This window comes from Sphingobacterium sp. GQ94 (assembly GCF_059758715.1).
The window spans coordinates 259,847-286,743 of record NZ_JCAXEC010000003.1; the positions used below are offsets into that span (position 1 = coordinate 259,847).

General features: G+C 35.8%; 25 protein-coding genes. 9 read left to right on the forward strand and 16 right to left on the reverse strand.

What is annotated here, in order from left to right; all coding sequences use genetic code 11:
- Window positions 1-807 carry a glycosyltransferase family 2 protein gene (locus AC6CHH_RS04535; protein WP_498280180.1) on the reverse strand — a complete coding sequence of 269 codons (807 nt, stop codon included), beginning with the start codon at window positions 805-807 and terminating at the stop codon, window positions 1-3.
- 134 nt (window positions 808-941) lie between these two features.
- On the opposite strand from AC6CHH_RS04535, the gene AC6CHH_RS04540 reads away from it, so the two are divergent.
- Window positions 942-1,748 carry a glycosyltransferase family 2 protein gene (locus tag AC6CHH_RS04540; RefSeq protein ID WP_498280182.1) on the forward strand — a complete coding sequence of 269 codons (807 nt, stop codon included), beginning with the start codon at window positions 942-944 and terminating at the stop codon, window positions 1,746-1,748.
- On the opposite strand, the gene AC6CHH_RS04545 is transcribed toward AC6CHH_RS04540, so the two are convergent.
- Genes AC6CHH_RS04545 through nuoH form a run of 10 tightly spaced genes read right to left on the reverse strand, consistent with a single transcriptional unit; the run spans window position 1,749 to window position 12,284 of the window.
- Window positions 1,749-2,987 (reverse strand): glycosyltransferase, encoded by a 1,239-nt coding sequence (locus tag AC6CHH_RS04545; protein ID WP_498280184.1) that lies wholly within the window; start codon window positions 2,985-2,987, stop codon window positions 1,749-1,751.
- A 39-nt stretch (window positions 2,988-3,026) separates the two neighbouring features.
- Window positions 3,027-4,049: a glycosyltransferase family 9 protein gene (locus AC6CHH_RS04550; protein WP_498280186.1), complete on the reverse strand. Its 1,023-nt coding sequence runs from the start codon at window positions 4,047-4,049 to the stop codon at window positions 3,027-3,029.
- Window positions 4,050-4,058: 9 nt separating this feature from the next.
- Window positions 4,059-4,658: a DUF4254 domain-containing protein gene (locus AC6CHH_RS04555; RefSeq protein ID WP_498280188.1), complete on the reverse strand. Its 600-nt coding sequence runs from the start codon at window positions 4,656-4,658 to the stop codon at window positions 4,059-4,061.
- A gap of 25 nt (window positions 4,659-4,683) precedes the next feature.
- Window positions 4,684-6,174 (reverse strand): NADH-quinone oxidoreductase subunit N, encoded by a 1,491-nt coding sequence (locus AC6CHH_RS04560; RefSeq protein ID WP_498280190.1) that lies wholly within the window; start codon window positions 6,172-6,174, stop codon window positions 4,684-4,686.
- 9 nt (window positions 6,175-6,183) lie between these two features.
- Window positions 6,184-7,791 carry a complex I subunit 4 family protein gene (locus tag AC6CHH_RS04565; protein WP_498280192.1) on the reverse strand — a complete coding sequence of 536 codons (1,608 nt, stop codon included), beginning with the start codon at window positions 7,789-7,791 and terminating at the stop codon, window positions 6,184-6,186.
- Between the two features lies 1 nt (window position 7,792).
- Window positions 7,793-9,799, reverse strand: coding sequence for an NADH-quinone oxidoreductase subunit L (gene nuoL, locus AC6CHH_RS04570; protein ID WP_498280194.1), 2,007 nt, complete (start codon window positions 9,797-9,799; stop codon window positions 7,793-7,795).
- Window positions 9,796-10,104, reverse strand: a complete 309-nt coding sequence (gene nuoK / locus AC6CHH_RS04575; RefSeq protein WP_498280196.1) for an NADH-quinone oxidoreductase subunit NuoK — start codon at window positions 10,102-10,104, stop codon at window positions 9,796-9,798. Before nuoK ends, nuoL begins: the two co-directional genes overlap by 4 nt.
- Window positions 10,101-10,646, reverse strand: a complete 546-nt coding sequence (locus AC6CHH_RS04580; RefSeq protein WP_498280198.1) for an NADH-quinone oxidoreductase subunit J family protein — start codon at window positions 10,644-10,646, stop codon at window positions 10,101-10,103. Before AC6CHH_RS04580 ends, nuoK begins: the two co-directional genes overlap by 4 nt.
- On the reverse strand, window positions 10,646-11,179 hold the full coding sequence (locus AC6CHH_RS04585; RefSeq protein WP_498280200.1) for a 4Fe-4S binding protein: 534 nt from the start codon (window positions 11,177-11,179) through the stop codon (window positions 10,646-10,648). Before AC6CHH_RS04585 ends, AC6CHH_RS04580 begins: the two co-directional genes overlap by 1 nt.
- A 31-nt stretch (window positions 11,180-11,210) precedes the next feature.
- Entirely contained in the window at window positions 11,211-12,284 is a 1,074-nt protein-coding gene (nuoH, locus tag AC6CHH_RS04590) for an NADH-quinone oxidoreductase subunit NuoH (RefSeq protein ID WP_498280202.1), read from the reverse strand.
- Window positions 12,285-12,529: 245 nt separating this feature from the next.
- On the opposite strand from nuoH, the gene AC6CHH_RS04595 reads away from it, so the two are divergent.
- Complete coding sequence (locus tag AC6CHH_RS04595; RefSeq protein WP_498280204.1) at window positions 12,530-13,315, forward strand: META domain-containing protein; 786 nt, start codon at window positions 12,530-12,532, stop codon at window positions 13,313-13,315.
- Window positions 13,316-13,353: 38 nt separating this feature from the next.
- On the opposite strand, the gene ispG is transcribed toward AC6CHH_RS04595, so the two are convergent.
- Together ispG and AC6CHH_RS04605 are read right to left on the reverse strand one after the other, a co-directional pair.
- Complete coding sequence (gene ispG / locus AC6CHH_RS04600; RefSeq protein ID WP_498280206.1) at window positions 13,354-15,357, reverse strand: (E)-4-hydroxy-3-methylbut-2-enyl-diphosphate synthase; 2,004 nt, start codon at window positions 15,355-15,357, stop codon at window positions 13,354-13,356.
- A gap of 29 nt (window positions 15,358-15,386) precedes the next feature.
- Complete coding sequence (locus AC6CHH_RS04605) at window positions 15,387-16,295, reverse strand: toast rack family protein (protein WP_498280208.1); 909 nt, start codon at window positions 16,293-16,295, stop codon at window positions 15,387-15,389.
- Window positions 16,296-16,515: 220 nt separating this feature from the next.
- Here AC6CHH_RS04605 and AC6CHH_RS04610 point away from each other — a divergent pair, with 220 nt between their 5' ends.
- The 3 genes from AC6CHH_RS04610 to AC6CHH_RS04620 are packed head-to-tail and all read left to right on the forward strand — an operon-like array spanning window position 16,516 to window position 18,968.
- Window positions 16,516-17,250 (forward strand): MlaE family ABC transporter permease, encoded by a 735-nt coding sequence (locus tag AC6CHH_RS04610; RefSeq protein ID WP_498280210.1) that lies wholly within the window; start codon window positions 16,516-16,518, stop codon window positions 17,248-17,250.
- A gap of 6 nt (window positions 17,251-17,256) precedes the next feature.
- The gene (locus AC6CHH_RS04615; RefSeq protein WP_498280212.1) at window positions 17,257-18,015 is read left to right on the forward strand and encodes an ABC transporter ATP-binding protein; all 759 of its coding nucleotides are present in this window, start codon (window positions 17,257-17,259) and stop codon (window positions 18,013-18,015) included.
- Window positions 18,016-18,071: 56 nt separating this feature from the next.
- Entirely contained in the window at window positions 18,072-18,968 is an 897-nt protein-coding gene (locus AC6CHH_RS04620; protein WP_498280214.1) for a class I SAM-dependent methyltransferase, read from the forward strand.
- Between the two features lie 204 nt (window positions 18,969-19,172).
- Here the strand turns inward: AC6CHH_RS04620 and purU are convergent, their stop codons facing one another.
- The 3 genes from purU to AC6CHH_RS04635 form a co-directional block, all read right to left on the reverse strand.
- Window positions 19,173-20,015 carry a formyltetrahydrofolate deformylase gene (gene purU / locus AC6CHH_RS04625; RefSeq protein ID WP_498280216.1) on the reverse strand — a complete coding sequence of 281 codons (843 nt, stop codon included), beginning with the start codon at window positions 20,013-20,015 and terminating at the stop codon, window positions 19,173-19,175.
- Complete coding sequence (locus AC6CHH_RS04630) at window positions 20,015-21,901, reverse strand: DNA topoisomerase IV subunit B (RefSeq protein ID WP_498280218.1); 1,887 nt, start codon at window positions 21,899-21,901, stop codon at window positions 20,015-20,017. The genes purU and AC6CHH_RS04630 overlap by 1 nt, the downstream gene beginning before the upstream one ends.
- A 275-nt stretch (window positions 21,902-22,176) precedes the next feature.
- Window positions 22,177-22,683 carry a cupin domain-containing protein gene (locus AC6CHH_RS04635; protein WP_498280220.1) on the reverse strand — a complete coding sequence of 169 codons (507 nt, stop codon included), beginning with the start codon at window positions 22,681-22,683 and terminating at the stop codon, window positions 22,177-22,179.
- A gap of 111 nt (window positions 22,684-22,794) precedes the next feature.
- On the opposite strand from AC6CHH_RS04635, the gene AC6CHH_RS04640 reads away from it, so the two are divergent.
- From AC6CHH_RS04640 to atpB, 4 genes are all read left to right on the forward strand, one after another.
- A complete protein-coding gene (locus tag AC6CHH_RS04640; protein WP_498280222.1) occupies window positions 22,795-25,032 on the forward strand; it encodes a helix-turn-helix domain-containing protein in 2,238 nt (745 codons plus the stop codon).
- Between the two features lie 33 nt (window positions 25,033-25,065).
- Window positions 25,066-25,293, forward strand: coding sequence for an AtpZ/AtpI family protein (locus AC6CHH_RS04645; RefSeq protein ID WP_498280224.1), 228 nt, complete (start codon window positions 25,066-25,068; stop codon window positions 25,291-25,293).
- On the forward strand, window positions 25,286-25,699 hold the full coding sequence (locus AC6CHH_RS04650; RefSeq protein WP_498280226.1) for a hypothetical protein: 414 nt from the start codon (window positions 25,286-25,288) through the stop codon (window positions 25,697-25,699). Before AC6CHH_RS04645 ends, AC6CHH_RS04650 begins: the two co-directional genes overlap by 8 nt.
- 86 nt (window positions 25,700-25,785) lie before the next feature.
- Window positions 25,786-26,874 (forward strand): F0F1 ATP synthase subunit A, encoded by a 1,089-nt coding sequence (gene atpB, locus AC6CHH_RS04655; protein ID WP_498280228.1) that lies wholly within the window; start codon window positions 25,786-25,788, stop codon window positions 26,872-26,874.
- Window positions 26,875-26,897 lie beyond the last annotated feature (23 nt).

Consider the following 26,897-nt stretch of genomic DNA (forward strand, 5'->3'; position numbering starts at 1 on the left):
CTATACATGTTGATTTAAACCTGTTTTCGTCCAGATGATTTTATTTTCTAAAGTTTTTATCAAAAGTGCTTTATTGCGTATTTCTTGTTCTGAATTGTGTTTTTCTGGGTGATGTAGGTGATATACTATCGCGGCAAATTTAATGACAGCTTTTTTTACTCCTTTATTTAATAGCCTTAACGTTAAATCGCTGTCCTCGTGCCCCCAACCTTCATAGGTTTCATTGTATCCATTTACCTCATAGATGTCTTTTTTCCAAAAAGACATATTGGCTCCTCGTGCATAATATATTGGAAACGAGTTTTTATATCTATTCAATAGATAGTTTGAGACCAATGGCATTCGAATACCATTCTCAATCCGTTTATTCCCTTTTGAAAATAAATTGATTTTTTTTGTTTTGTTTTCAATTATTTTTTTTGAATAATTCTCTCCAAGCATAACCCGGCTGCCTTGCAGAAGATAGTTTTTTTTAGAGGCTTGTAGGTGGTCTCTAATAAAATGTTTATGCAAAATAACATCCCCATCAATTTGAATTAAATAATCAAATTCAGCGAGAGCAAAGGCTTTATTGCGAATTTGTGCAAGCCGAAATCCCGAATCCTCATGCCAGACATGAATAATCGGTACAGGGAAACTAGCTTTGATATTTTCAATTAGATTTTTTGTTTCTTGGGCTGATCCATCATCTGCAATGATAACTTGATTAGGTAATATACTCTGTTCCTTAATGCTTTGTAAGCATAAATATAAAGCCTCTGGCCAGTTATAGGTTGATAAAATTAAAGACGTGGTGGTATTTACCATTATATACGTATATCCAATGTTTATGGATTGTTTTTTCAATACAATTTATACAAAAATACAGAATAGTAAGTACATTTGACATCTGATCAGATCAAATTAATTAATGATATTTGTGTAATTTGTCTACACTCCTTATGAATAAATGTTCTCTTATTATTTCCACTTACAATTGGCCAGAAGCTTTAGAACTTTGCCTAAAAAGCGTGACGCAACAGACGGTTATTCCTACCGAAATAATTATAGCGGATGACGGTTCTGACAATCGGACCAAGGCTGTTATCCAGGATTTTAAAAACAATTATCCAGTTTTAATAAAACACGTTTGGCACAAGGATGAAGGTTTCAGACTTGCTCAAATTAGAAATAAAGCAATATTTAATGCACAAACAGAATACATTATTCAAATTGATGGAGATATTATTCTAGATAAACATTTCATAAGCGATCACTTGGTTGTTCGCCAGAAGGGATGCTTTTTACGAGGAACCAGAGCCCATATTTTGAAGGAACATTTGCACACTTTGTTCAGCAAAAAGCAAATTAATTTCAAATTCTATTCTAAAGGTATTAAACATAGGTTTAATGCATTAAGAATTCCATTGTTTTCTTGGCTCCTCACTAAAAAACAAGCGGACTCAAGTAGAATAAAGGGGTGTAATCTTGCTTTTTGGAAAGAAGATTTTTTGAATGTTAATGGCTATAATAATGATTTGGAAGGATGGGGGCATGAAGATGAAGAGTTCGCTAGTAGATTGGTCAACCTTGGTGTTCTTAAAAAATCAGTTAAGCTCCGATGTGTGCAATTCCACATCTATCATAGATTAGCCTCAAGAGCACAAGAAAATATTCATGAAAATGAGTCACATAATGTTCGGAAAATGAAACGTATCAAAGCATTAAATGGTTATCAGCAGGTTATATCTGATAATCATCTAATATAGCTACAGATTTTCGATTAAATTATTTATTCTTTTCATTATTAATTCCCAGTTATAATTGGTTTGAACGTAGGCTTTTGCCTTTTCTTTATTGTTTTCAATTAAACTTGGATTTAACATGTATTTGTGAATTTTTTGATGAAAATCTTCCTCATTATTATAATACTCTGCTGCAAAATCACTACGGATTGCATGACCTTTCATAACTTCTGATTTTCCATTTACGATAGCAGTTTTCCCCAGGTTCATTGCCTCCAACAATAGTAAAGACAAACTTTCGGATTTAGATGGATTTACCACTAAAGTGGCATTTTTAATCATTGCAATTTTTTCCTCATCACTAACAAAACCAGTGTAAATTAAATCTGGATGTTTAATTTGATCTTCAAATATCCTGCCCGTTAAAACGAGCTTCAGATCACTGGGGTATTTCTTTTTGTATTTTAAAAACCAGGGAATCAATTGATCTAATTTTGATCTGCAGACCCTGCCAAAATAATGTAGGTAGTGATCAGGGAGGGCAAACTTTGTTTTGATCTCATGATTCGAAATGGCATTCTCAAATTCCGTTTCTACTCCAACGGCGATCACACTATTTTGAGATATTTTATTACCAAAAATGTTTTTGGCTAAATTAGTTTCTTCTATCGTGTTAAAACCAATATGACGAACCTTTGTAAATACATGTGTCTGGATGGACCTGAATGCTTCGCTTTCTTCATGTAATGTGGGAATTAGAATAGTTTTTTCGGGGGCTATTTGAGCTCCCAAAATGGTGTGTGCATTATGGTAAGACATTAGGATAATCGCTTTGTATTGATCCTTATTCTTTTGTAAATAATTTAACAAGGTTTCCGAATAGAATCCTTGTGATTTCAAGACCTCGATCTCTTTTTCGATACCAAAATTCCAAACAGGATGGTTCGAAGCTAATCTATGAGATAAACCAGATCGAAATAAAGTTCTACGTATTTTCCTCGAGAGTTTTGATTTTTTATGCCAATGGGCATGTTTCTCCTTATCGTAAGGCTTGCAATCAAACCGTTTGATAACAACCTTATTGATGATTTCTTGCGATTCTTTAAAATAAGGTTCGAAAGTATGGTAGTTGATGATTTTTGTCGTTAAAACTTCAACATGATAATTTTCCACCAACCGTTCGGCGAGCATTTTGCAATGATATTCTGCCCCACCATTTACCTCCCTACCATATTGACTCACCAAAAAGCATATTTTCTCCATGTATTTCTTTTTCAATAAACGAATAAAAGCATTCGCGTGCTACAGCATTAAAATACCATTTATTTTATTAATAACCATCTGTGTGGTGATTAAATCTATAGCTTGGACTCCATCACAATCACAGGGTTTATTGCCATAAACTGAACTTGGGCGATTAGGGTGATTGATTTGCAAACAATCTTCATCAGACTGACCGTATCCAATAAATCCTGCGTAAGGATGTGTAGCCCCCCAAATTGAGACACATCGAATCCCAACTAATGAGGCCATGTGCATACCAGAACTATCCATGCTTAACATTAAATCCAAGTGGGAAATGATATCCAGTTCCTGTTGTAAATTATGTTGACCTATTGCGTTATATACATTTGGGAATTCATTAGCCCATTCTTGTGCAATATTTTTTTCTTCATTTCCACCCCCAAATATCAAAATCTGGATATTTTTTTTGGCTAATTCGGAAATAACAGTAGTCATCTTATCTAATGGGTAAACTTTATATCTGTGTTGTGCAAAAGGTGCAATTCCGAGTTTGGGTTTTTCAGCCGCCAAAATAGGTAACATCCCAGGAGGAATTAACCGGTGCTGTTTTTCTAATTTATGCGCTAACGTAATTGGAATCCCCAAGGTTCTAAATACATCCGCATATCTCTCTGTGGTCAGTTTTAGAGGTTTAAAAATTTTGTTTTCTACACGGGTTAATGCTTTTTTCTCTGCTCTTCCTTTATCTAAAATTGCAATTTTGTATTTTCTAGTAAAACTGAAAAAAAAATCTAAAATCCTAGATCTTAGGTTGTTGTGCAGGTCTGCGAGAAATTGGGCCTCGTATTGCTGTAGTTCTTTAAACAATCGGTATATTCCAACTATCCCTTGATGACGGTAATTGGGATCAATACAATGAAACTTTAAACGTGGAATGTCTTGAAAAAAGGGTGTAAATGCCTTTCTAGTAACCATAATTATCTCTATATCCGGATGTTGGATCTGAAGGTTTTTTAGTACCGAGGCAACCATCGCAACATCCCCCATCGCAGAGAAACGGGTTACTATAATGCGTTTCATATGATGTTTTTATTTTCCATAAAGTATTGGATTTAAACTAGGGTCATTATACATTTTCATTTGTTTATAAACTTTCATGTATTTTTTACCAGAGCCAATATCTTCTAATAATTCATCAATACTTTGTGATAGATCCTTTCGTTGTTCCAATAAAATCCCCAATTTTAATCGACAAGCTTCTATATGATCCTTATCCACATCAGTTCTTAAAGTCTCAACTTCCATATGATACACCTTGAGGGATAGAATCGATAAGCGATCAATTGCCCAAGCCGGACTCTCTGTATTGAATTTAGCATCATGATCAGCCTGAATATCCTTATAAAGGTTGAGGTAGTAGCTGTCAATAAACTCTACCATGTCGGTTCGCTCTTGGTTTTGTTTATCTATTCTACGCTTCCAAAACAGTCCTTCCTTAGGATCAATATCAGGATTACGAATAACGTCTTCCATATGCCACTGAGCTGTATCAATCCAACATTTTAAGTATAAAAGATGTTCTAGAGTATCTTCTTTAAAAGGATTATTAATAGGATGATCAATTTGATCATTGATATGGTAATCTGCAATTACCTGCTGGAATATCTTATTTGCTATTGCGCTAATCATAGTACAAATATATAGAATATCGGCTCTAGAATAAATTCAAAATCAAATAAGGAAATATACCCAAAATTAAGACCAAAATACTCAGGAAGATAGCAATAATCAAAGTCGAGCTTACAGGTAGTTTTTTTATAATTTGTTCTCCTTTTTGTGATCGAAGGAAGGCATTCAAGGGAATCTTAAAATAAAAGAATAGCGAAATCACAGATGTTAAAGCACCCACAATCAATAGCCAAAGAAAGATAGGATCGTTCGCTTGTTGATAAAGTTCAAAAATGGTTGAAAACACCAATAGTTTTCCAAAGAAACCTGATGTGGGAGGAATTCCTATTAATGAAATTCCTAATATTGAGAACCAGGTGAATAAAATTGGCCAGTATTTCCCTAAACCAATTATGGAAGCGAAGGTGGTTTTACCCGTTTGTTGTTCAAGAACATCAATGAATCCAAAACTGGCTAGATTCATCAATGTATAGATCAATAAATAAAATATCAGTACATCTTGATGTCCATTGCAAAAAGCAATTACCGCCATCAGTAAAAATCCTGTGTGGCCAATAGAAGAATAGGCCATCATTCGTTTTAAATCATCCTGTCTTAATGCAATCAAATTTCCCGCAAGCATGGTCACAATGGCAACTATAGTAATGAGTAAAAACGTCAGTTCACTGAAATAAAATCCGGTACTTATCCAGGCCAATGCAAGTCTGGCTAATAAGGCTATTGTAGCCAGCTTAGGGGCCGTTGATAGAAAAGCAGTAATAGGAGTGGGGGCACCTTGATACACATCCGGGGCCCATAGATGAAAGGGAACAAAACTTAATTTAAAACCAATTCCGGTAAAAATAAATAAGAAGGCTATGCTGACCATAGCCTCCGGTGCTTGAATTAGTCCTTGAATATGATTCGCCATTGAAAAGTCCAGCTCTCCAGTGAATCCATAGACTAAAGACAATCCATATAACATAACCGCTGAACAGACAGAGCCAAATAAAGCATATTTCATGGAGGCTTCAGCTTGGTTTTTATTTTGAGAAAAATAACCAACTAGGATATAGGAACATATGGACAACATTTCAATCGAAATAAAGGCCATTAACCAATTGCTGGTCATCGTCAAAAGATTTAGACCAATGCCAGAGGCTAATAAAATACTATATAGATCACCTTTCCGTTTTTTTGAGCCAGAGGAGTGAATGTATTGTTCTAGGAATATACTCGATATCAACAAAGAAAATAAAATCATTAATCGAGTAAAAAAGCTCAATTTATCAAGATACAACATTCCAAAGAAGCCTCTATTTGTTATATGATATTGACTTAACAAAGCAGCTATTGCTATTACAAGACAAAGAATTGTCAAATAAAAAGAAGAAGATTTCCAATATTTATCCCCAAATAAACTGCAGGCAATAGAGAATAAAAATCCGATTGCTAGAACCAGTTCAACCTTCAGTAAAGAAACGGATCCGAGAATATGATCAATATTATCGGTTATATGGTGGAAAATCTCATTCATCTTGATTTCTTACAAATAGGGTGTAACTAATGCTAATAAACCCAAAACCGACTCGTTTAATATCCCAAATACAAGCGAAGGCATGATGCCTAAAGCCAGGGCTAATGCTAGGGTCGGAAAGAGAATAATCTGTTCTCTGGCGTTTAAATCCTTCAATGCTAGAAACCATTCATTACCTCCTTTTAAACGAGTTTGACCAAAGAACATCCTTTGTAGGGTCCATAGGAAATATGCGGCACTCAGCAAGATCCCTAATGAGCCAAATATTGCCATCCACCGTGGTATACCTGTAGGTATACTTTCTGCATTAAATGTACCGATGATTACAAAAGCTTCTCCGATAAATGCGGAGAACCCTGGTAGACCTAAAGAAGCAAAAAATGCAATTGCAACATAGGTTGTGTATTTTGGCATAATGGAGGCTAATCCTCTGAAATTATAAATGTATCTGTCATGAACTCTATCGTACAAAACCCCAACTAAAAAAAATAATGCAGCCGAAAGGAATCCATGGCTCATCATCTGGAACATTGCTCCTGACAAACCCTCTGCCGTTAAAGAGGAAATGCCCAAGAGTACAAACCCCATATGTGACACAGAAGAATAGGCAATCATTCGCTTTAAGTCAGTTTGGGCTAAGGCGTTTAACGCTCCATATACAATAGAAACTATACCAATTAAACCCAACCACCAATTGGCATCAGCTAGGGCGTCAGGAAAAATACCTAAACAAACCCGGATTATTCCATATCCACCGATTTTTAACAGTATCCCTGCTAGTATGATGGAGACAGGAGTTGGGGCCTCAACATGGGCATCTGGAAGCCAGGTATGTAAAGGGAAAATAGGGATTTTGATTGCAAAAGCTATAAATAAGACAATAAATCCGACCATTCTAGAAGGTATGCCTAATATTTCATGCGACTTACCTAAAAATTCAAAGAAGGATCCCGGTACATAATTTTCTGGATTCATCATATGGAGCATATTGAAAGTATGCGCTCCAGTTTGCGGATTTTGAACAGAAAAATATAATCCAACAATAACAAGCAACATGAATACGGATCCAAATAACGTGTAAATAAAGAATTTAATGGCAGCGTATTCTCTTCTTGATCCTCCCCAAATCCCGATTAAAAAGTACAAAGGAAGCAACATAACTTCGTAAAACACATAAAATAGGAAGAAATCGAGTGCACAAAAGATGCCCATGACTGCCATATTCAAAATCATCAATAAAGAGAAAAACCCTTTTTTACTTTTTTCGATATTCCATGAAGCACCAACTCCCATCAACATAACAAACGAACTCAAAAAAATTAAAGGAAGGGAGAAACCGTCTACACCAATTAAATAATCGATTTCTAAATTACCTATTGACCCCAGTGCTAATCTAATCCAAGGCGAATGTTCAACGAATTGATAGCTTGAGATTGAATTGAAATGCGAGGGAGCCCCAGAATCAAAAGATTGATATAGGTAAGCTGAGAGCATAAGCTGAAATATGGATATACACAAAGCAATGTATTTAAAACTCTGTGCATACTTGTTGGGCAGCATTAAAATAGCAAATACAGCCAATAGAGGCAAAAATATAAGTAAGGATAATAGTCCCATCCTATCGTAATATCAAATAAATAATTCCAATTAATACCATCGTAAATGCAAAACCAAAATAGTTTTGCAGTCGGCCATTTTGTACCCATCTAAGGAGATGACCTATGTAGTAGGTCGTTCCACCCACTGTATTGACGAATCCGTCCACAATATTTCGATCTAACCAGCTTGCTGTTCTTGCCATACCTTTAGTGAGGCTTCCAAAGAAATTCACTAGACCATCGAGCACCTTTTTGTCAAACCAATATAGAATCTTACTAAAATAAAGCGTGCTGTTTACAAATAACTTGTCGTAAAGCTCATTAATATATCCTTGATTTAGAGAATATTCTAACCATTTATTGTTTTGTGATTTTATAGGATATTTATCTTTAACATACCAATTCCACCCAATTTTCCAAGCAACTAAGCTACTTAGGGAAAAAAATATTGGTAGGATAACATGTAAAACAGGAATGTTCTGAAAATCGTATTTAATCGAAAGTCCTTTCAATATCACGACTGTTTGGTAGGAAAAAGGATTCCACGAGAAAATAATGAAAAAAGAAAATATCCCCAAAAATAGCATCGGCCAAAGCATACCCGAACTCGCCTCATGCAGATGAAAAGGTTGTGTTTTTAATTTAAACTCACCAAAAAATACTTTAAAAATTAATCTGCCAATATAAAAAGCCGTTAATATACTTGTTAAGCTTAATAAGATTGGAATAAGTAAATAAAATCCCCCTTGATTAATGCCCCATTCAAAACTCGAAATTAATATAGCGTCTTTAGAGAGGAACCCTGAAGTTAAAGGGAAACCGGCCAGAGCAAGCGAGGCTATGATCATTAATGCACACGTTTTAGGCATCCATTTTCTCAAGTTTCCCATATTATTAATGTCCTGAGGATCAAAATCTAATTTGTTGGCTTCTTTTAAATGGTTCATTTCATGAATTACGGCACCAGCACCTAAGAACAATAAGCACTTAAAGAACGCATGTGTTGTTAAATGAAATAGGCCTGCATCCCAAGCGCCAATGCCGATTGCAACTATCATAAATCCCAATTGAGATATGGTGGAAAAGGCTAGTATTTTTTTTATATCAATTTGTGCTAATGCGAAATAAGCAGAAATTAAAGCCGTTGTTGTTCCAATAATTGTAATGAGGAGAAGGACAGGTTCGCTGAATAATGGAAAAATACTACTCAGTAAAAATACTCCTGCAGCAACCATGGTTGCTGCATGTATCAAAGAGGACACAGCAGTCGGTCCCTCCATTGCATCTGGCAACCAAATATGTAAGGGAAATTGAGCTGATTTTGCCATTGCGCCGATAAAAAAACAGATGCCTGCAAAATTAATCCATCCCGTTTGTAGCTCAGAGGCGTTATAAAAGGAACCATCTTGAGCAAATAATTCAACTAAATCAAGACTCCCATATAGACTGTATAGTGTTGCAAGTCCTAGTAAAAAGCCAAGGTCTCCAATCCGATTTACAATAAAAGCTTTTTTATTCGCTTGAACAGCAGCTTCTTTTGTAAACCAAAACCCTATCAAAAGATAAGATGAAAAGCCCACAAGTTCCCAGAAAATATACATCATTAGCAAGTTCTTAGATATACACAATCCTAACATGGAAAAGCAGAAAAGACTTAAAAATAACCAATAACGATGGATGCCGGGATCTCCTTTCATATACGTCCTTGAATAAATATGGACCGCTAAGGCAATTATGCAAACTAACAGTTGCATCAAAACTGTTATATTATTCAAGAGAATTCCAAAAGTGAAGGTATGATCTCCTATGGTAAACCAATTATAAGTTGCCGTTTGGGGTTGGCTCGTCCATATTTGACTCACGACAAATACCGCAGATAGAAATGTACTTATGGCAATCGCAATAATTGATATCAATCCTGATTGGGATCGGCTCCCCAATAAGGCCTGAATCAAAAAAGCAGCTAATGGTAAAACTGTAACCAGAATACTTACTTCAATTGCAGATATGTTGGTTAGTCCAATCATTTGTCTCTTAAATCTGTGATGTCATCAGGATTAATGGATTTATAATGCCTGTAGAGGTTTAGAATAATTGCTAGACCAACGGCCACAGCAGCTGCTGCTAAGACAATAGCGAATAGTGCAAAAACTTGCCCTGCATAATTTAATTTATCGAAACGTCCAAAGGCTACTAAGTTTAAAATAGCGGCATTGATAATAAATTCTATGCCTATTAAAATCATGATAGCGTTTCTTTTAGCAAGAATAGCATACAACCCAATACAAAATAAAATTGCGCTTACAATTAAAAAGTGAGTTAAAGTAATCAAGACAATTCCTCCTTCCTTGATAAATGAGCTGCTCCAATTAAGGCCGCAAGTAAGAACAGGGAAATAACTTCAAATGGTAGCAAGAATTGAGTCATGAATTTAATACCTAATTGTTCGATATTATTATCCGATGACTTAATAATTTGTCCTTCATTTATATTTTCTATTATCCATCCGGCTGGTCCCTGTTTATCCCAATCCAAAATCGCATAAATCATCACCCCTAAAAATCCTAAACTTAGAAGTATTGATTGCCAATTTGGAAGCGATAAAAATTTACCCGTGGAGTTCTGCAAATCTAATAGTAATTCCCTATTGGATAGCATAAAGGCAAAGATCATTAAAATTAAGACTCCACCAACATAGACCATAATTTGTGTAATAGCCACAAAGTCTGCAAGGGCAAAGATAAATAGACCCGCCATTGCAAATAAAACGATGAAAAAAAGAAATAGGGCTCTGGCCGTATTTTTTAAACTAACCACCAAAAGTGCTGATCCAAGAGCAAGTACTGAAAAAGCATAAAATAATATTAATTCCATTATTTGTTTTTGGCTGCCTCCTTTTCAGCTTGAAATTTGGTCCATTCTTCTTTTCTTTGAGCGACATCCTGATCGCTCATATCCGAAAAATTATAAATTAAATCAGTTAATTTCGTTGTGCTACGATCATAATTGTCAGTCATCATGATGCATTCCGTTGGACAAACCACTGTGCATAATCCACAATACATGCACTTTGCCATGTCTATATCAAATTGAGCAGGGTATAATCGTTTTACACTTCCATCAGAAGTCTTTCCAATGGCCTCTGGAGATTTTACTGCTTCAATAGTGATGCAGTCAACCGGACAAGCTTTGGCACATAGGTCACAAACAATACAATCATCAATATCAACTTGCAATTGATACCGGGCGACCTCAGGGATAGGCATTTTTACATTGGGAAACTGAACTGTTGTCACTCCGTGCTGCTGGGAAAAATAATCCTCTTTTTTAACGTCAAACGATGTGCGTGCATTCCGTGCACCAAATAAATGCTTTATTGTTAAAGTAAGACCCTTAATTGCGGTCATTAATCCCTGTATTGTTGTTTTTAGTATCACTTTATAGCATAATTAAAATTCTCCATAATCCAGATATAGCCATGCAAATGAAAGCCAACGGAATTAGGATTTTCCAACATAATGTTAATAATTGATCCGCACGAAAACGAGGTAATGTCCATCGGATCCATATTTGTACCGCTACAATTAGTAAAGATTTAAATAAAGTCCAAAAGATTCCCCAATACAATCCAGTTGTCCAATTTGCGAAAGCGAGAGTTCCTAAATTTGGTAAAGGAGTATTCCATCCGCCCAAAAATATAACGACACCCAGCATGGCAACTAAAAACATCATAGCATATTCCGCTAAGAAGATAAATGCAAAACGTATACCACCATACTCTGTGTGAAAGCCTCCGATAAGCTCACTCTCGGCCTCTGGGATGTCAAACGGTGCCCGATTACACTCGGCTAAAGTTGCTATAAAGAATATGATGTAAGTTACTAGTAAATGAGGTGCTTGAAATATGTTCCAAGCTACTATTCCTCCAATTTCATTCACCTTCCAATACCCCAGAAAGTAGATATCTTGCTCGGCCCATATGCCCTGATTAAACACTAAATCGTTCAGATTCAACGTTTGTGTAATCATCACCGCTGCAATTAAGGACAAGCCAACAGGTAATTCATAAGAAATCATTTGAGCTATTGCGCGAATTGAACCTAATAAGGAATACTTATTGTTTGAGCCCCAACCAGCCATTAAAATGCCAATGGCATCAATGGAAACGACTGCCATTATAAAAAAGAGTCCAGTATGAACATTGGCAGGGACAAAATCTGGTCCCCAAGGCACAACGCTAAATCCGATAAAAACGGCTACGAAAATAAGAATTGGCGCAACCGCAAACAATATTTTATCAGCAGCGGATGGAGTTATAAATTCTTTTTGGAGTAATTTTAGAATATCGGCAAACGTTTGTAATATTCCATATTTGCCTGTTTCCATTGGTCCGAGACGATCTTGTACAAAACCCGCAATTTTGCGCTCCGCGTAAACTGCAAAAAGCGTAAATAAAGCAATAAAACTAAATATTGCGACAGGTGTAAGTATGTTGATAAGTAAGGAATCCAAACTCTTTTTAGATTAATTCTAATTGGCTACAAACATAAGTAAAACGTATTAAAATCGCCATACTTTTTATAAAATATACTTGTTTAGTAGATTTTTATTTTACGAAACATTTTGACCCATTTAGATATTGTTATACAGATGGTATTAATTTCGATTTAATGAAGGTCTTCGCGGCTGTGTAGCGATCGACTCTCAGTTTTCGTATTTTAATATATAACTTTAAAAGTAAATTAATATTGTAACGTATGAAAAACAACCTTTATGGAGTTTTAGCTGTGATGATACTCGTCTTGACGAGTTGTGTAGGACAGAGGAATTTGACGACCCAAGAGCAGGCAGAATGGTCTGAAATTAAAGGAAAAAAATGGCAACTAACTGAATTGGCAGGGAAATCAATAGATGGACAAATCAATAATAAGATGCCATACTTAGAATTTCTTTCAGAAGAAAACAGGTATGTTGCTACGGGAGGTTGTAACACCATGAACGGTGAATTTCAATTATTACCAGGCAGAAACGTCAAATTTTCCATTGGTATTTCAACAATGATGGCTTGTGATGATATGGAATCTGATCGTGCATTGGCAAATGTTTTTAAATCAGCAACCAACTATTCTTTGGAGAACGGAATTCTTTCCTTTTCTAATGGATCAAATCCTCCTTTGGCGAAATTCAAGATCGCTATAGAAGATTCAGACTTGGTAGGTACTTGGGAATTAGAGTATATTGCTGGACTGTCCGGGTCCATTGATGAGGCTTTTATGAACAAGAAACCGACACTAAAGTTTGAAAAAGATCTGAAAAACGCTACTGGTAATGGTGGTTGCAATAGGTTTTCTAGTCAAATTGATTTGAAAGGAAGCGCAATACGATTTAAAGCAATTCTCTCTACCAAAATGGCTTGTCAGGGTAATGCAGAACCGTTATTCTTTCAATCTCTAGAAAAAGTGAATATTTTTAGTGTTAAGGAGAATACACTTGCCTTAATACAAGGTGATATCGCAATTCTGAGATTTAAGAAAATTCAGTAAAGCTAAACTGATTCGCTCTGGATGAGCTGACTTTTAGTTTACAATTCCATTTCAATCCAAAGTCCATCTGTTTTAATAATTTCAATCAACTCATCCAAAGCTTTTGAAGAGGGAACATTCTTTTTTACAACCTGTTTCCCTCTATAAAGGGTAACCTTATCTGGTCCTGCTCCAACATATCCATAGTCTGCATCAGCCATTTCTCCTGGCCCATTTACAATGCATCCCATAATTCCTATTTTGAGACCTTTTAAATGATTTGTACGGTTTCTAATCATTTGAGTAGTTTCCTGGAGATCAAAAAGGGTTCTACCGCAACTTGGACAAGAAATGTATTCTGTTTTAGAAATTCTCGAACGTGTTGCCTGTAAAATACCAAAGGAGATTGATGCGATTTTATCAGTAGGGGTACTCGGAGAATCCAACCAGATTCCCGATCCTAAGCCATCAATTAATAGCGCCCCAAAATCTGTTCCAGCATAGAGCTGTATTTTGGATATAGGTTCCTCTGGATTCATTAAATCTCCAATAGGGCCTGAAAAATCCGAAATTGCATAACTTCGTTTGATAATAACTGGATTATCAATGCCTATTTCATTGAGATTTGAGAAAAATTGTCTCTGATCCGACATCCCGTGTAAGTGGTCAGTTTCTAAAAGAAATATAATCGACTTATCCAATTGTAGGTTTCCAAAATCTTCACTAGCAAGCAGATCATTACTAAGGTATACCAAGTTAATGGACGGATCCTTAACCTCTGCTGCATTGAATTCTTTTAAAGAATAAATAGGATGAATGTTTGATTTATTTTTTAAGGTAAGCCATGTCGGATAATTATAAAGTTGTTTTAAATTGGCTGGCATTGTAAAGGAAGGAAGTGCATCCCCTAAATAAACAAAATCAACAGACTGATCGCCCATATGGTATTTATCCAAAATTGCATCGTACTTATAACCGACTTCTGCTAAAATAAAAGGATCTCTTAAATTCTTTTTCGAAATGTCAACAATAATCCTTGGAACTAGGGAACCCCCGATAAAGGCGCTCACTTCGTTGGAATGGTACGGTGTTATTTCTTGATTGTCTGATAATTTAATAATTTCTCTTTTGCTTTGGATACTACTATTTTTCTCCCGAGCGCTATACCTATTTACTAGAGCTATGGCAACAGGGGCTTCTTTTTCTGGCTCTTCGGTTAAAGATACCCTTACAGTGTCACCTAAACCATCTTCCAATAGTGTTCCAATTCCAACGGCAGATTTAATGCGGCCGTCTTCGCCATCTCCTGCCTCAGTTACTCCCAAATGTAATGGGTAATTCATGTTTTCGGCTACCATTTTCTCCACTAATAAACGGTATGCTTGAACCATAACTTGCGGATTTGAAGATTTCATAGAAACCACTAAATTATAATAGTTTAAATCTTCACAAATTCGGATGAATTCCAAAGCGGATTCCACCATACCTTCTGGAGTATCGCCATAGCGAGACATGATCCGATCAGAAAGGGAACCATGATTTGTTCCAATACGCATGGCTGTGCCATATTCTTTACATATTCGGACTAAGGGGAAAAATTTCTTGTATATTCTGTCTAATTCAGCTTGATAGGCTTGATCTGTATAGTCTATTTGATCAAATTTCTTTTTATCTGCGTAATTTCCGGGATTGATTCTTACTTTTTCTACAATTCTAGCAGCAACTTCAGCCGCATTGGGAGTGAAGTGGATATCAGCAACTAAGGGCACACTGTACCCTCTATTTTTTAGTTGAAGTTTTATGTTAGCCAGATTTTCAGCTTCTTTTATACTTGGTGCAGTGATTCGAACATACTCACAACCGGATTCGACCATTCTAATTGTTTGTTCAACTGAACCCAATGTATCCATGGTGTCCACGGTGGTCATACTCTGAATTCGGATGGGTTGATGTCCTCCCATTGGAATATCACCAATTTGAATTTCTCTGGTTAAAAACCTGCTATATTCTGTTTTGGAGTTGCAATAACTTCCGGGTAATATTATTGAATTCTTCCTATTCATGATCATCGCAAAGTTAACGATTTCAAAGGTTAATAGCGTAAAATGGACAATGAATTTGCTGCGCCCGTTATTTTCATTTCATATTTGTTCGAGGTCGAATCGTAATTTCTAGTTTTTCTTGCGTCCTCCTCAACAACATCAATACCCTCATATTTATTATTAGAGAAAATGGCATCGGTTTGGACCTTACACTGAGTTTCTTTGGGAAGATATAAGAATATCTTTGAGGCAGCTGTGTTGATTTCAATTTTACTAGTTCCTTGACTCGGTCGTGGTAAATATAACGTCAGAGAGCTAGCTCCAGAATTTACTTCCAAATCTTTTATTTTGAAAGCCTTTAGATCTCCGTGAATCGTAGCGGCACCAAGGTTGAATTCGAAATCCCATACAGGATTCTCATTAAGTTCAATGTTAGTGCTTTGTTGTTCTTTTTGGTTGTTTTTAACTTTTGTAGTCAAATCTAGTTGAATGTTTTTCTCCCCCTTTGCTTCTAGGAGCAATGAGGGAGCCTCAAAATTGCTTTGTGAATAGATAAGATTAGCTGAATTAGAAGCAGGAATTAAATTTAGTTTAGAAGCACCGCCATTAATCGTTAGTTTTGCGTTCTGCATCACGCTATCATAGGCATGAGAGATTTGAGAAGTATAGTTTTCGGAAACGGTATTATGAGTATCTATATTCAAATTTTCCCAAATCGTTTCTTTTGAAGTCACTCCTCTATGAAAAATGAAAGCACATAAAATGAGATTTACAATAATGATGATGGGCGTCGCATTTTTTTTATTTTGAATAAGTAGACCCAACCCAATGGAAACTAAAAGTAGTGGCCACATTTGCAAGGCAGCAAAGAAATTAAAATCAATAACTTTGAAATTATATAGGAGGGTTAAAATTCCGATGAAAACTAACCAGATACCAGTTGCTATTTTGTTGTTCATAGTATGTTTGTCTTGTTGAGATCAAAACTAACACTATAATACAAATTAAATAATTGGAATTAGGCTTAGGACTCCATTTTTTCGGTAAATGATTTAGTTTTGTCGGTAAAAATAATTCATTTAGAATTTGTATCTTGAACATTTCAAAAATAACGCAATAGGGGATACCTCTATGTGAGCGAAGAAAACGATAAATCATGACGTGTAACTGTTCCAATGTATGATATTTTATTACCTCGGTGAGTATATTTTATTATTAAAAAATGTTTTTCGAAAACCCGAAAAATGGAAGATCTATTTTAAGGAGATTTTTCTTGAAATGTCCGATATTGGTATAGGATCCCTAGGCCTGATTGTCATCATCTCGACCTTTATAGGTGCTGTAATGACCATGCAGATTGCGTTCCAATTGGTGTCAGATCTCATACCAACCTCTGTTATCGGTCAAATTAATCGTGACTCAAATATTTTGGAGCTAGGACCAACCATTTCTGCCTTGGTGCTTATGGGAAAAGTAGGGTCCTCCATTTCTTCTCAAATTGGCTCAATGCGCGTAACTGAACAAATTGATGCATTAGAGATTATGGGGATAAATGCTGCCGGCTATTTGATTCTTCCAAAAATTCTTGCGGGAGTGATAATGGTTCCTGTTCTGGTGATTGTTGCTATTACTTGCTCATTAGTTGGTGGATTATTGGGAGGCGCACTTTCTGGTGCCGTGACTCCAGATGATTATATTGAGGGAATCCGAGGAGGGTTCAATGGATTCACCTTAGCTGTTGCCATGGTGAAAGCCACTGTTTTTGGTTTTATTATTACATCGGTTCCAGCTTACAAAGGTTTTTTTGTTCGTGGAGGAGCACTTGAGGTTGGTCAGGCGGGTACACGAGCGGTTGTAATCGGCTGTATTGCCATACTAGCAAGTGATTATTTGATTACAGCATTAATGTTATAACTTGGAATGATAGAAGCTAAAAATATTCATAAATCTTTTGGTAAAAACGTAGTGCTGGATGGCATTGATGCAATCTTTGAACCTGGAAAAGTAAGTCTGATTATCGGAGGATCTGGCTCTGGAAAAAGCACCTTGCTAAAATGTATCGTCGGATTACATCAACCCGACCAAGGGAAGGTGTTTTTTAATTCCAAGGAATTTACAAAAATGCCTTTTGAGGAGAAGGTCCCTATTCGAAAAGAGATCGGGATGTTGTTTCAAAACTCTGCCTTATTTGATTCAATGACTGTTGAACAGAACATTACTTTTACGTTGGATATGTTTACCGAGATGAGCAAATCAGAGAAAATAGACCAAGCAAACTTCTGTTTAGAAAGGGTAAATTTGGCAGGCAAAAATAAACTATTCCCATCGGAACTTTCCGGTGGTATGAAGAAAAGAGTTGGTATTGCGCGTGCAATCAGTATGACTCCAAAATATCTTTTTTGTGATGAACCTAATTCTGGTCTTGATCCGGCAACTTCTATTTTAATTGATGAATTGATTCAAGATCTAACCGATGAATATAAATGTACCACGGTGGTAGTCACGCACGATATGAATTCTGTTATGGGAATCGGAGAATATATTTTATTCTTATATAATGGGAAGAAATACTGGGAAGGATCTAATCAAGACATGTTAAAATCCGACAATAAGGAGCTGAATGATTTCGTATTTGCAAGCCCTTTAATGAAAGCGGCAAGGGATACAATGAGTTTGTAACTTTAGGTAGCCCAGTAGTTCATTTGAAATTTCTATCTTTGCAGAAAAAATATACTTTGAAGAGTACGACTTATATACAACTTTTGACACCACAATTCTGGAAAGATTATGAACTTATTGATTGTGGGGATTTCGAAAAGCTAGAAAGATTTGGTGAATTTATCCTAATACGCCCAGAACCTCAAGCTGTATGGCCCAAAACATTGAGTGAAGCTGAATGGAATAAAAGACATCATATCAAGTTCAAAGGTCGATCCGCTACTTCAGGGGAATGGCTTAAAAAGAATATTAAATCACCTGACCGCTGGCATATACACTATAAAAATGAAGATGTCGCTATCCAGTTCCGGCTGGCTTTAACCTCTTTTAAACACGTAGGGATTTTTCCTGAGCAAGCTGTTAATTGGGATTATATTTCCGAATCTGTTAAGTCTTTTAAAACTGTTAAACCGAAAGTTTTAAATTTATTTGCCTATACCGGTGGGGCGTCCTTGATTGCAAAAGCTGCCGGGGCTGACACCACACATGTTGACTCTATCAAACAAGTGGTGAGTTGGGCAAATGAAAATCAAGAAATTTCAGGTCTTTCTGATATAAGGTGGGTTGTAGAGGACGCCTTGAAGTTTGTTAAACGTGAGTTAAAAAGGGGGAATACTTATAATGGAATCATTCTGGATCCTCCAGCCTATGGACATGGTCCAAAAGGTGAAAAATGGAAACTAGAAGATCATATCATGGAAATGATGAGAGATGTGGTACAATTGTTAGATCCTAAAGAACATTTCCTGATTCTAAACACATACTCTTTAGGTTTTTCTTCCGTTATTGTTGAAAATTTAATTCGGACTGCATTTCCTGAAGTGAAAAACTTAGAGATAGGAGAACTCTATCTACAAGCTACATCGGGACCTAAATTGCCTTTAGGAGTTTTTGGAAAATTTCGCAAAACCTAAACTAGTGAATTTAATAAAATAGGTATTTCTTTGATTGGTTATTTTGTTAATCAATTGATAGGATAGAAATGTAGAGTCATGATTCGCATCTCTAGTACGTAAATAGCCGATATTTCTTTAACGAGGAAGTTTCCGCAAAATACTCTTAAAATGATACCATCTATTGATGATTTGTTTCAATCAAATGGTGGTCATGCCTGATTGTTATCTAAAAACTACGGTTCGGTTACCTTGGAGCATAACTTTATCCTCACAGAGGAGTTGGATGGCTTGACTCAAGACTGCCTTTTCTATTTCTGTACCAGCTATCCGCATACGGTTTACATCATAACTATGATCAATGGATTTGGTGTTTTGAACAATAATTGGTCCTTCATCAAGATCGTTGGTTACAAAATGCGCAGTGGCACCGATAATTTTAACTCCCCTTTCAAAAGCTTGTTTGTACGGGTTGGCACCAATAAATGCGGGTAAAAATGAATGATGAATGTTGATGAGTTTACCTTTAAATTTAGCGACAAAATGGGCAGATAAAATACGCATGAACTTCGCTAAAATAATGTAATCGCAAGAGTAATTTTTAATTATTTCTGCTAACTCGATTTCAAAGGATTCTTTAGATTTATCTAGATGTGAAATGTGATGAAATGGAATGTTGAATTTTTCAGTAAAACCCTGTAGAAGAGCATGATTCCCAATCACGGCGACAACTTCTGCTTGCATAGATTTGAAAAAATGACGGATCAATATATCGGCTAAGCAATGGTGTTCTTTGGTGACAAGAATGATCAATTTCTTATTTAAATCTGGATTTATTGTTAACTGTGCTCCTTTAGGAAGTTTGTTTAACAATTCATCATGAAGTTTGTTTTGATCACCTAAGGCTCCAGTACAAACTACTCTGACAAAAAATTTGTTGTTTATTTCATCAACAAATTCCCGCATCGTCACGATGTTTAATTGGTTTAGAGCCAATACATTGGCAATTAGAGCAACCAATCCAACTCTATCTTGGCATTGGATAAGGACAAGTGTTTGATTGTTCATTATTCGGACTCTAATAGGAGTTGTTTTTCAGCTTCAAGTTTTTGTTTTGCCAGTTCCTCTTCTATATCTAACTCAATGCGAAGATTATTGACAATATGCTGTTGACGATCGGGTGTGTTTTTGCCCATATAATATTCTAATAACTGAGAAAGCTTATTGTCCTTAGAAAGGATAACCGGTTCTAGACGCATATCTTCGCCAATAAATAATCCAAATTCGGAAGGGGAAATTTCACCTAATCCTTTAAATCGGGTAATCTCTGGCTTGTTTCCCAGTTTATTAATTGCATTGATTCGTTCTTCGTCTGAATAACAATAAATGGTTTCCTTCTTGTTTCGCACCCTAAATAATGGAGTTTGAAGAATGGAGACATGTCCTGCTTTTACTAAATCAGGGAAGAATTGCAAAAAGAAAGTCATCAACAATAACCGAATATGCATTCCATCTACGTCGGCATCTGTTGCAATGACGATGTGATTGTATCTAAGACCTTCAATACCATCTTCAATATTTAAGGCATGTTGAAGAAGATTAAACTCTTCATTCTCATAGACTATTTTTTTTGTCAGACCATAGGAATTTAAAGGTTTTCCTTTTAAACTAAAGACAGCTTGGGTTTGGACATCACGTGATTTAGTAATGGATCCACTTGCTGAGTCGCCCTCGGTTATAAAAAGAGTGGTTTCTTGATTTCGTTCATGTTTATCCGAAAAATGAACTTTACAATCCCTTAATTTACGGTTGTGTAGAGAAGCTTTCTTAGCTCTTTCGTTTGCGAGCTTTTTAATACCTGCGATGTCTTTACGTTCACGCTCAGACTGTAATATACGTTTTTGTAAGGCCTCTGCTGTCGATGGATTTCTATGCAAATAATCATCCAACGCTTTTTTTATAAAGTCATTTATAAAAGTCCGCACTGTAGGACCATCAGGTCCGACACTCTGAGAGCCTAATTTTGTTTTGGTTTGTGATTCGAAGACAGGTTCCTGTACTTTGATTGCTATAGCGCCGATGATGGATGAACGAATGTCAGATGCTTCAAATTCTTTTTTGTAGAATTCACGAATGGTTTTCACTAGTGCTTCCCGAAAGGCTGCTTGATGAGTTCCACCTTGGGTGGTATGTTGACCATTCACAAAGGAGTAGTATTCCTCACCGTATTGTTGCCCATGGGTCATTGCTATTTCAATATCGTCGCCTTTTAAATGAATAATCGGATAGCGCATTCCATCAGTTTCAACATTCCTTTCTAATAAATCTTTAAGTCCATTTTCTGAAATGAATTTCTGTCCATTAAAACTTATGGTCAAACCTGAATTTAAGAAAACATAATTCCAAATCATGTTTTCAACAAATTCCATTCTGTACTTATAATTTCGGAAAATGCTATCGTCTGGATAAAAGGTTACCGAGGTCCCATTCCGTTGGGTTGTATCTTTTTGTTCATCATGAATTAATTCACCTTTTGAGAATTGTGCAATTCGTGTGATATTTTGACGATAAGATTGTACGGTGAATTGATTAGAGAGGGCATTTACGGCTTTGGTACCTACACCATTTAAACCGACAGATTTTTGGAAAGCTTTGCTGTCGTATTTACCGCCTGTATTGATCTTTGAAACTACATCTACTACGGATCCAATTGGTATTCCTCTTCCAAAATCCCGAACAGTAACCTTGTTCTCATTTACTGAAATTTCAATAATTTTACCTGCTCCCATCACAAACTCATCAATACAATTATCTACCACCTCTTTGAGTAATACATATATACCATCATCATAAGCAGACCCATCTCCCAATTTACCGATGTACATTCCTGGCCTTAGACGGATATGCTCTTTCCAATCCAGGGAACGGATGCTGTCTTCATTATATGTTGTCATAAGTATTTTAGTATGATTGAAACATCACAAAAATATAAAAAAGTTAATCGACTTTTGCACAACACTTTTGCACATTCTAAAAAGCGTGAAAAATCCAGCAATTCTGTCAAGTGATTGAATAAATTGCGCAATGTATTCTTGGTTTGAGATTGTAGAACGATAAGCTCTTTAGGTTGATGTTTAAAAACGTTTTTGTTGCGCTAGAGTTCTATAACAAAAACCCAGTTCTGGAGTTTAACTCTAGGGCTGGGTTTCTAAATTCAAAATGTTTTTAATTAAATGTCTCTTCCGAAATCATCCTGAACACGGATAATATCGTCCTCATCTGAAGGGTTAGCGACATCTGTATGTTGCCAGATTTCAGCAACCACTCCATAAGTATCTAATCCAACTAAACGGTGTCTCTCTCCTTGTGAGAGTCTGATGGTATCACCTTGTTTTAATAGTTTTAATTCATGTTCTTCATCGGTAGGACTCGTTACAACGCCTACCTCACCGCGGATTACCCTCCAGATCTCAGCTCTTCTGTGATGATATTGCCATGATAAACGCTTATTTGGTCCAACCACAAGTATTTTTGGACTTAATTTACCGGATATTTGTAAATCTTTTACATCTAGGCCTTCAAAATATTGATTAGCAAATTCTTGAGCCTGGTCTTCATTAATAACAAAAAAACCACCCCAAGGTCTATTTTGATCTACGCTTTCAATCTTAAAGCCTTTTTCGGTAATTTTTGTTTCTATTTCTTGGAATAATTCACTTTTGTCAATATATGTCATGGTAACTTTATTTGCTTGAGTGAAGATAAGATAAGTTTTGAATTAAAACAAGCAAATTCAGAAAGTCGATTGCAGGATTTGCCTTATATTTGCAGGTCAATAACAATCTGTATGTCTTTAACTTTTGATACTACCAATAATGTGTTCGCCCAAGCCGTTGCCTTTGTCAATCAAACTCAACAACCAATTTTTTTAACAGGAAAGGCGGGGACAGGGAAAACAACATTTTTGAAATTTATTCGTGAAAACAGCTATAAAAAAATGGCGATAACTGCTCCTACTGGTGTTGCAGCTATGAATGCTGGTGGTACGACATTGCATGCGCTATTTTGGTTGCCATTCGGCGTTTTCATTGAAGATTATCCTTTGCAATGGGAGGACAAGGATCAATTTATATATAATAAACATAGGCTTTTTAGTACAATAAAATTAACTAAAAACCGACGGGCAATTTTGCAAGAACTGGAGCTTTTGGTAATTGATGAGGTTTCTATGGTTCGTGCAGATACACTGGATGCTATTGATGTTATACTAAAAAGTGTAAGAAGAGACATGCGTCCTTTTGGCGGGGTACAACTCTTATTTATAGGGGACCTTTATCAGTTACCTCCGGTAGTGCAAGATCGTGAATGGCAGGTTTTGAAAAACTATTATCAAAGTGCTTTTTTCTTTGATGCAAAGGTTTTCAAACAACAGCCTGCAGTGTTAATCGAATTAAAAAAGATTTATAGACAACAAGATGAAAAGTTTATTGAGATCTTGAACAAGATAAGAAATAATCAATCTACCAATCAAGATTTAGAGGAACTCAATGGCTATTATAGCCCGGATTTTGTGGCACCCAAAAATGAACAATATATAACCCTGACCTCGCATAATCGATTGGCAGATCAAATTAATCAAGATATGTTGATGAAATTGGATACCAAACTTCATCAAATAAAATCCATTATAAAAAACGAATTCCAAGCCAATATGTTCCCCGCCGAAGATAGTCTTAGTCTAAGGGAGGGCGCGCAAGTTATGTTTATTAAGAATGACGTTGGAGAGGAGAGACGATATTTTAACGGAAAGATAGGAACAGTAAAGGAAATCAACCTGATAGATCACCAAGTCGTGGTTAGTTTTCCTGAGGGAAAGCAAGAAGACGTTATTGTTAAACGTGAAACATGGGAAAATATTCGCTATTCTTACAATAAAGGAGAAGATAAAATAGAAGAAGAAGTTCTAGGAACTTTTTCGCAATTTCCTTTACGGCTTGCCTGGGCAATTACGATTCACAAAAGTCAAGGGTTAACCTTTGAAAAGGCGATCATCGATGCCGGGACCTCTTTTGCTGCTGGACAGGTATATGTAGCCTTAAGTAGGTTGACTGGTCTTGACGGTTTGGTGTTACGATCGAAGATTACTAACCATGCTATTAGGACTGATTTCCAGGTTGTTGAATTTATGCGGAATATGGAGAGCGTTGGTGACTTAGACCCAATTTTAAAGGAGAGTCAGAAAAGGTTTTTAGGTCAGATTTTGTTACACAGTTTTCGTTGGAGCAACTTGACTGAAGAGGTTCAAGGGTTAATTCTTGAGCAGCAAGAGAAAAAAATCGAAGGAAAGCAAGAAGCAATCGAATTCTTAACGGAATTAGCTGATCGACTAAAGAATCAAGAGGGTGTGGCAAATAAATTTATAACCCAATTGTATAAAATGTTAGGGACCCCGGATCAAATAGATTATGATAAGATTTGTGAACGTTCTAAAGCGGCAGTTGCTTGGTTTCTACCTACTTTTGAACAAGAATGTCTTGTTCCTTTACAGATGCATATTCAGGAATGGCAAGTAAAGAAAAGAACAAAGAAATACATAGGAACTTTGAAAAGCGTTCTGCTCGACTTTAAGCGGAAATTTGAGCAATTGAAGCATAGTCAGACCATTGCCGAGGCCCTAAATAAAAATAATGAGGAACTTACCGGTGAGTTATTATCTTGGAACAAACCGAAGGATGAATTTTTAGTAAAGCAAGTCGAGGAGAAGGAAAAAGATACGAAAGAAATCACTCTGGATATGTATTTGGATGGACTTGAAATTGATGAAATCGCTCGCAAAAGAGATATGGTTGTGGGGACAATTTATGGTCACTTAATTCATTTTATCGGCGAGCAAGTGGATGTGACTGATTTATTAGCTGAAGATGAATTGAATCAAATTGTGACTGTTTTGGAAAAAAATCCAGGCGCATCGGCTACTGAAATTAAACAACTGATGAGACCTAAAGTAGACTATCCACAAATACGAATTGCGCAAAAATACATGGAAATAAAAAAATCGAATAAAGTGGAGGATAACCTTATTTAATTATCTTTGTGAGAATCACCTATGTTTTAAAGATTGAAGAAATTTAATTCTGATAATAAAGTAAATAAATGGTTGATTTTTACCACCATGCCTATTCAAATGGGAGTAACTATCTACCTTTTTTATTGGCTTGGCAATTGGTTGGACGAACGGTTCCATGCCAATGGAGAATGGTGGATGAAGGGTATGACGCTTTTAGGTGTTGGAATTTCTTTATATCAATTTATTAAACAAGTAAACTATATCAATAAAAATGAATAAATATCTTTTATTTATCCTGATACTTGTCCTAGTAACTGGAGTAGGTTTTGGCCTGCATACCATGATTTTGGGAGATTGGAGTAGTTCTGATTTGGATCATTGGTGGATTGGCACCGGGTATAGTTTACTGGGTATGTATAGTATATGTGCATTCAATTCTTTGATTATGCTATTTATGTTAATCGGTGTAGATTATGCGATGCCTAAGCATATTGGATTTGCCTTTATGATATGCTTATTTTTGAAAGCTATTGCGAGCTATATCTATATCCAAGCGGGATTGAACTTGTTAGAAAATGAATTCATTGAATTAAACTTTGTTGCTGTTTTTTTTCTGTTTTTATTCTATGATGCCTTCGTTGCATATTATATTGTAAATCAACAAGAATTAGAGGTTAAAAAGTAAATTATTAAAAAGTTTAAACAAATGCAGACTTATGCAAAATAAAATTGTATTTTTGCGCAAAATTTGTCATAATTCAACATTATAAAATGGTGAGTCTTAAGAAAGTCCTTTTATTGTTCACAGTGGTTTTGATCACTGCTAATCCCTTTTATTCAGCTGCTTCAGAAAATGATAACGGTTCGGTACCACAGTCTCAATCTGAAAAAATTAATGCTCATGTCCAACATCACTTAAAGGATGATTATTATTTTAATTTTTTTAAAAATGAAAAAAGCGGGGAGCATTTTGGATTCCCTTTGCCTGTAATCTTAATTGATGGGGGCTTAAAAGTTTTTTCTGCCGCAGAGTTTAATCATGGTGAAAGTGTTGTCGAGAAAAATGGCAACTACTATAAATTGTATCATGGTAAAATCTATAAAACAGATGCAGCTGGTACAATCAATTATGACCAGAAACATCACCCAGTTAACCAAAAACCATGGGATTTTTCAATTACCAAAAATGTTGTTGGATTAATCTTAGCTGCGGTATTGTTATTTATTGCTTTTATTGGTTTAGCCAAGACATATAAGAAAGGTGCAAATAATCTTCCAAAGGGAATCGGAAGAGTCCTTGAACCCTTAGTCTTGTATGTGCGTGATGAGATGGCTGTTCCCAATATAGGTCATCGTTATAAGGAATTTATGCCTTATTTATTGACTGTTTTCTTCTTAATTTTCTTATTAAATTTATTGGGTTTAACCCCACTGGGTTTTAATGTTACGGGTAATATTACTGTAACCCTTTGTTTGGCATTGTTTACTTTCTTTATCACTAATTTTAAGGCGAATAAAGATTATTGGAAACATATTTTTTGGATGCCAGGGGTACCTGTTCCATTTAAATTTGTTTTAGCGCCAATCGAAGTATTGGGTATGTTTACCAAACCTTTTTCATTAATGCTTCGTTTGTTTGCGAATATTACTGCTGGTCACTCTGTTGTTATGGGATTGATTGCAATTATATATTTATTTCAACAGCAATTGACGGTTGGGGGTAGTATAGGTGTTTCATTATTACTGACACTTATTTTATTCTTTTTAGAATTGTTAGTTGCTTTTTTGCAAGCGTTTATTTTTACCATGTTGTCATCCCTGTTTATTGGTATGGCGGTAGAAGAACACGCACATCATTAATTCGAATTTTTTGTTAAATTTTT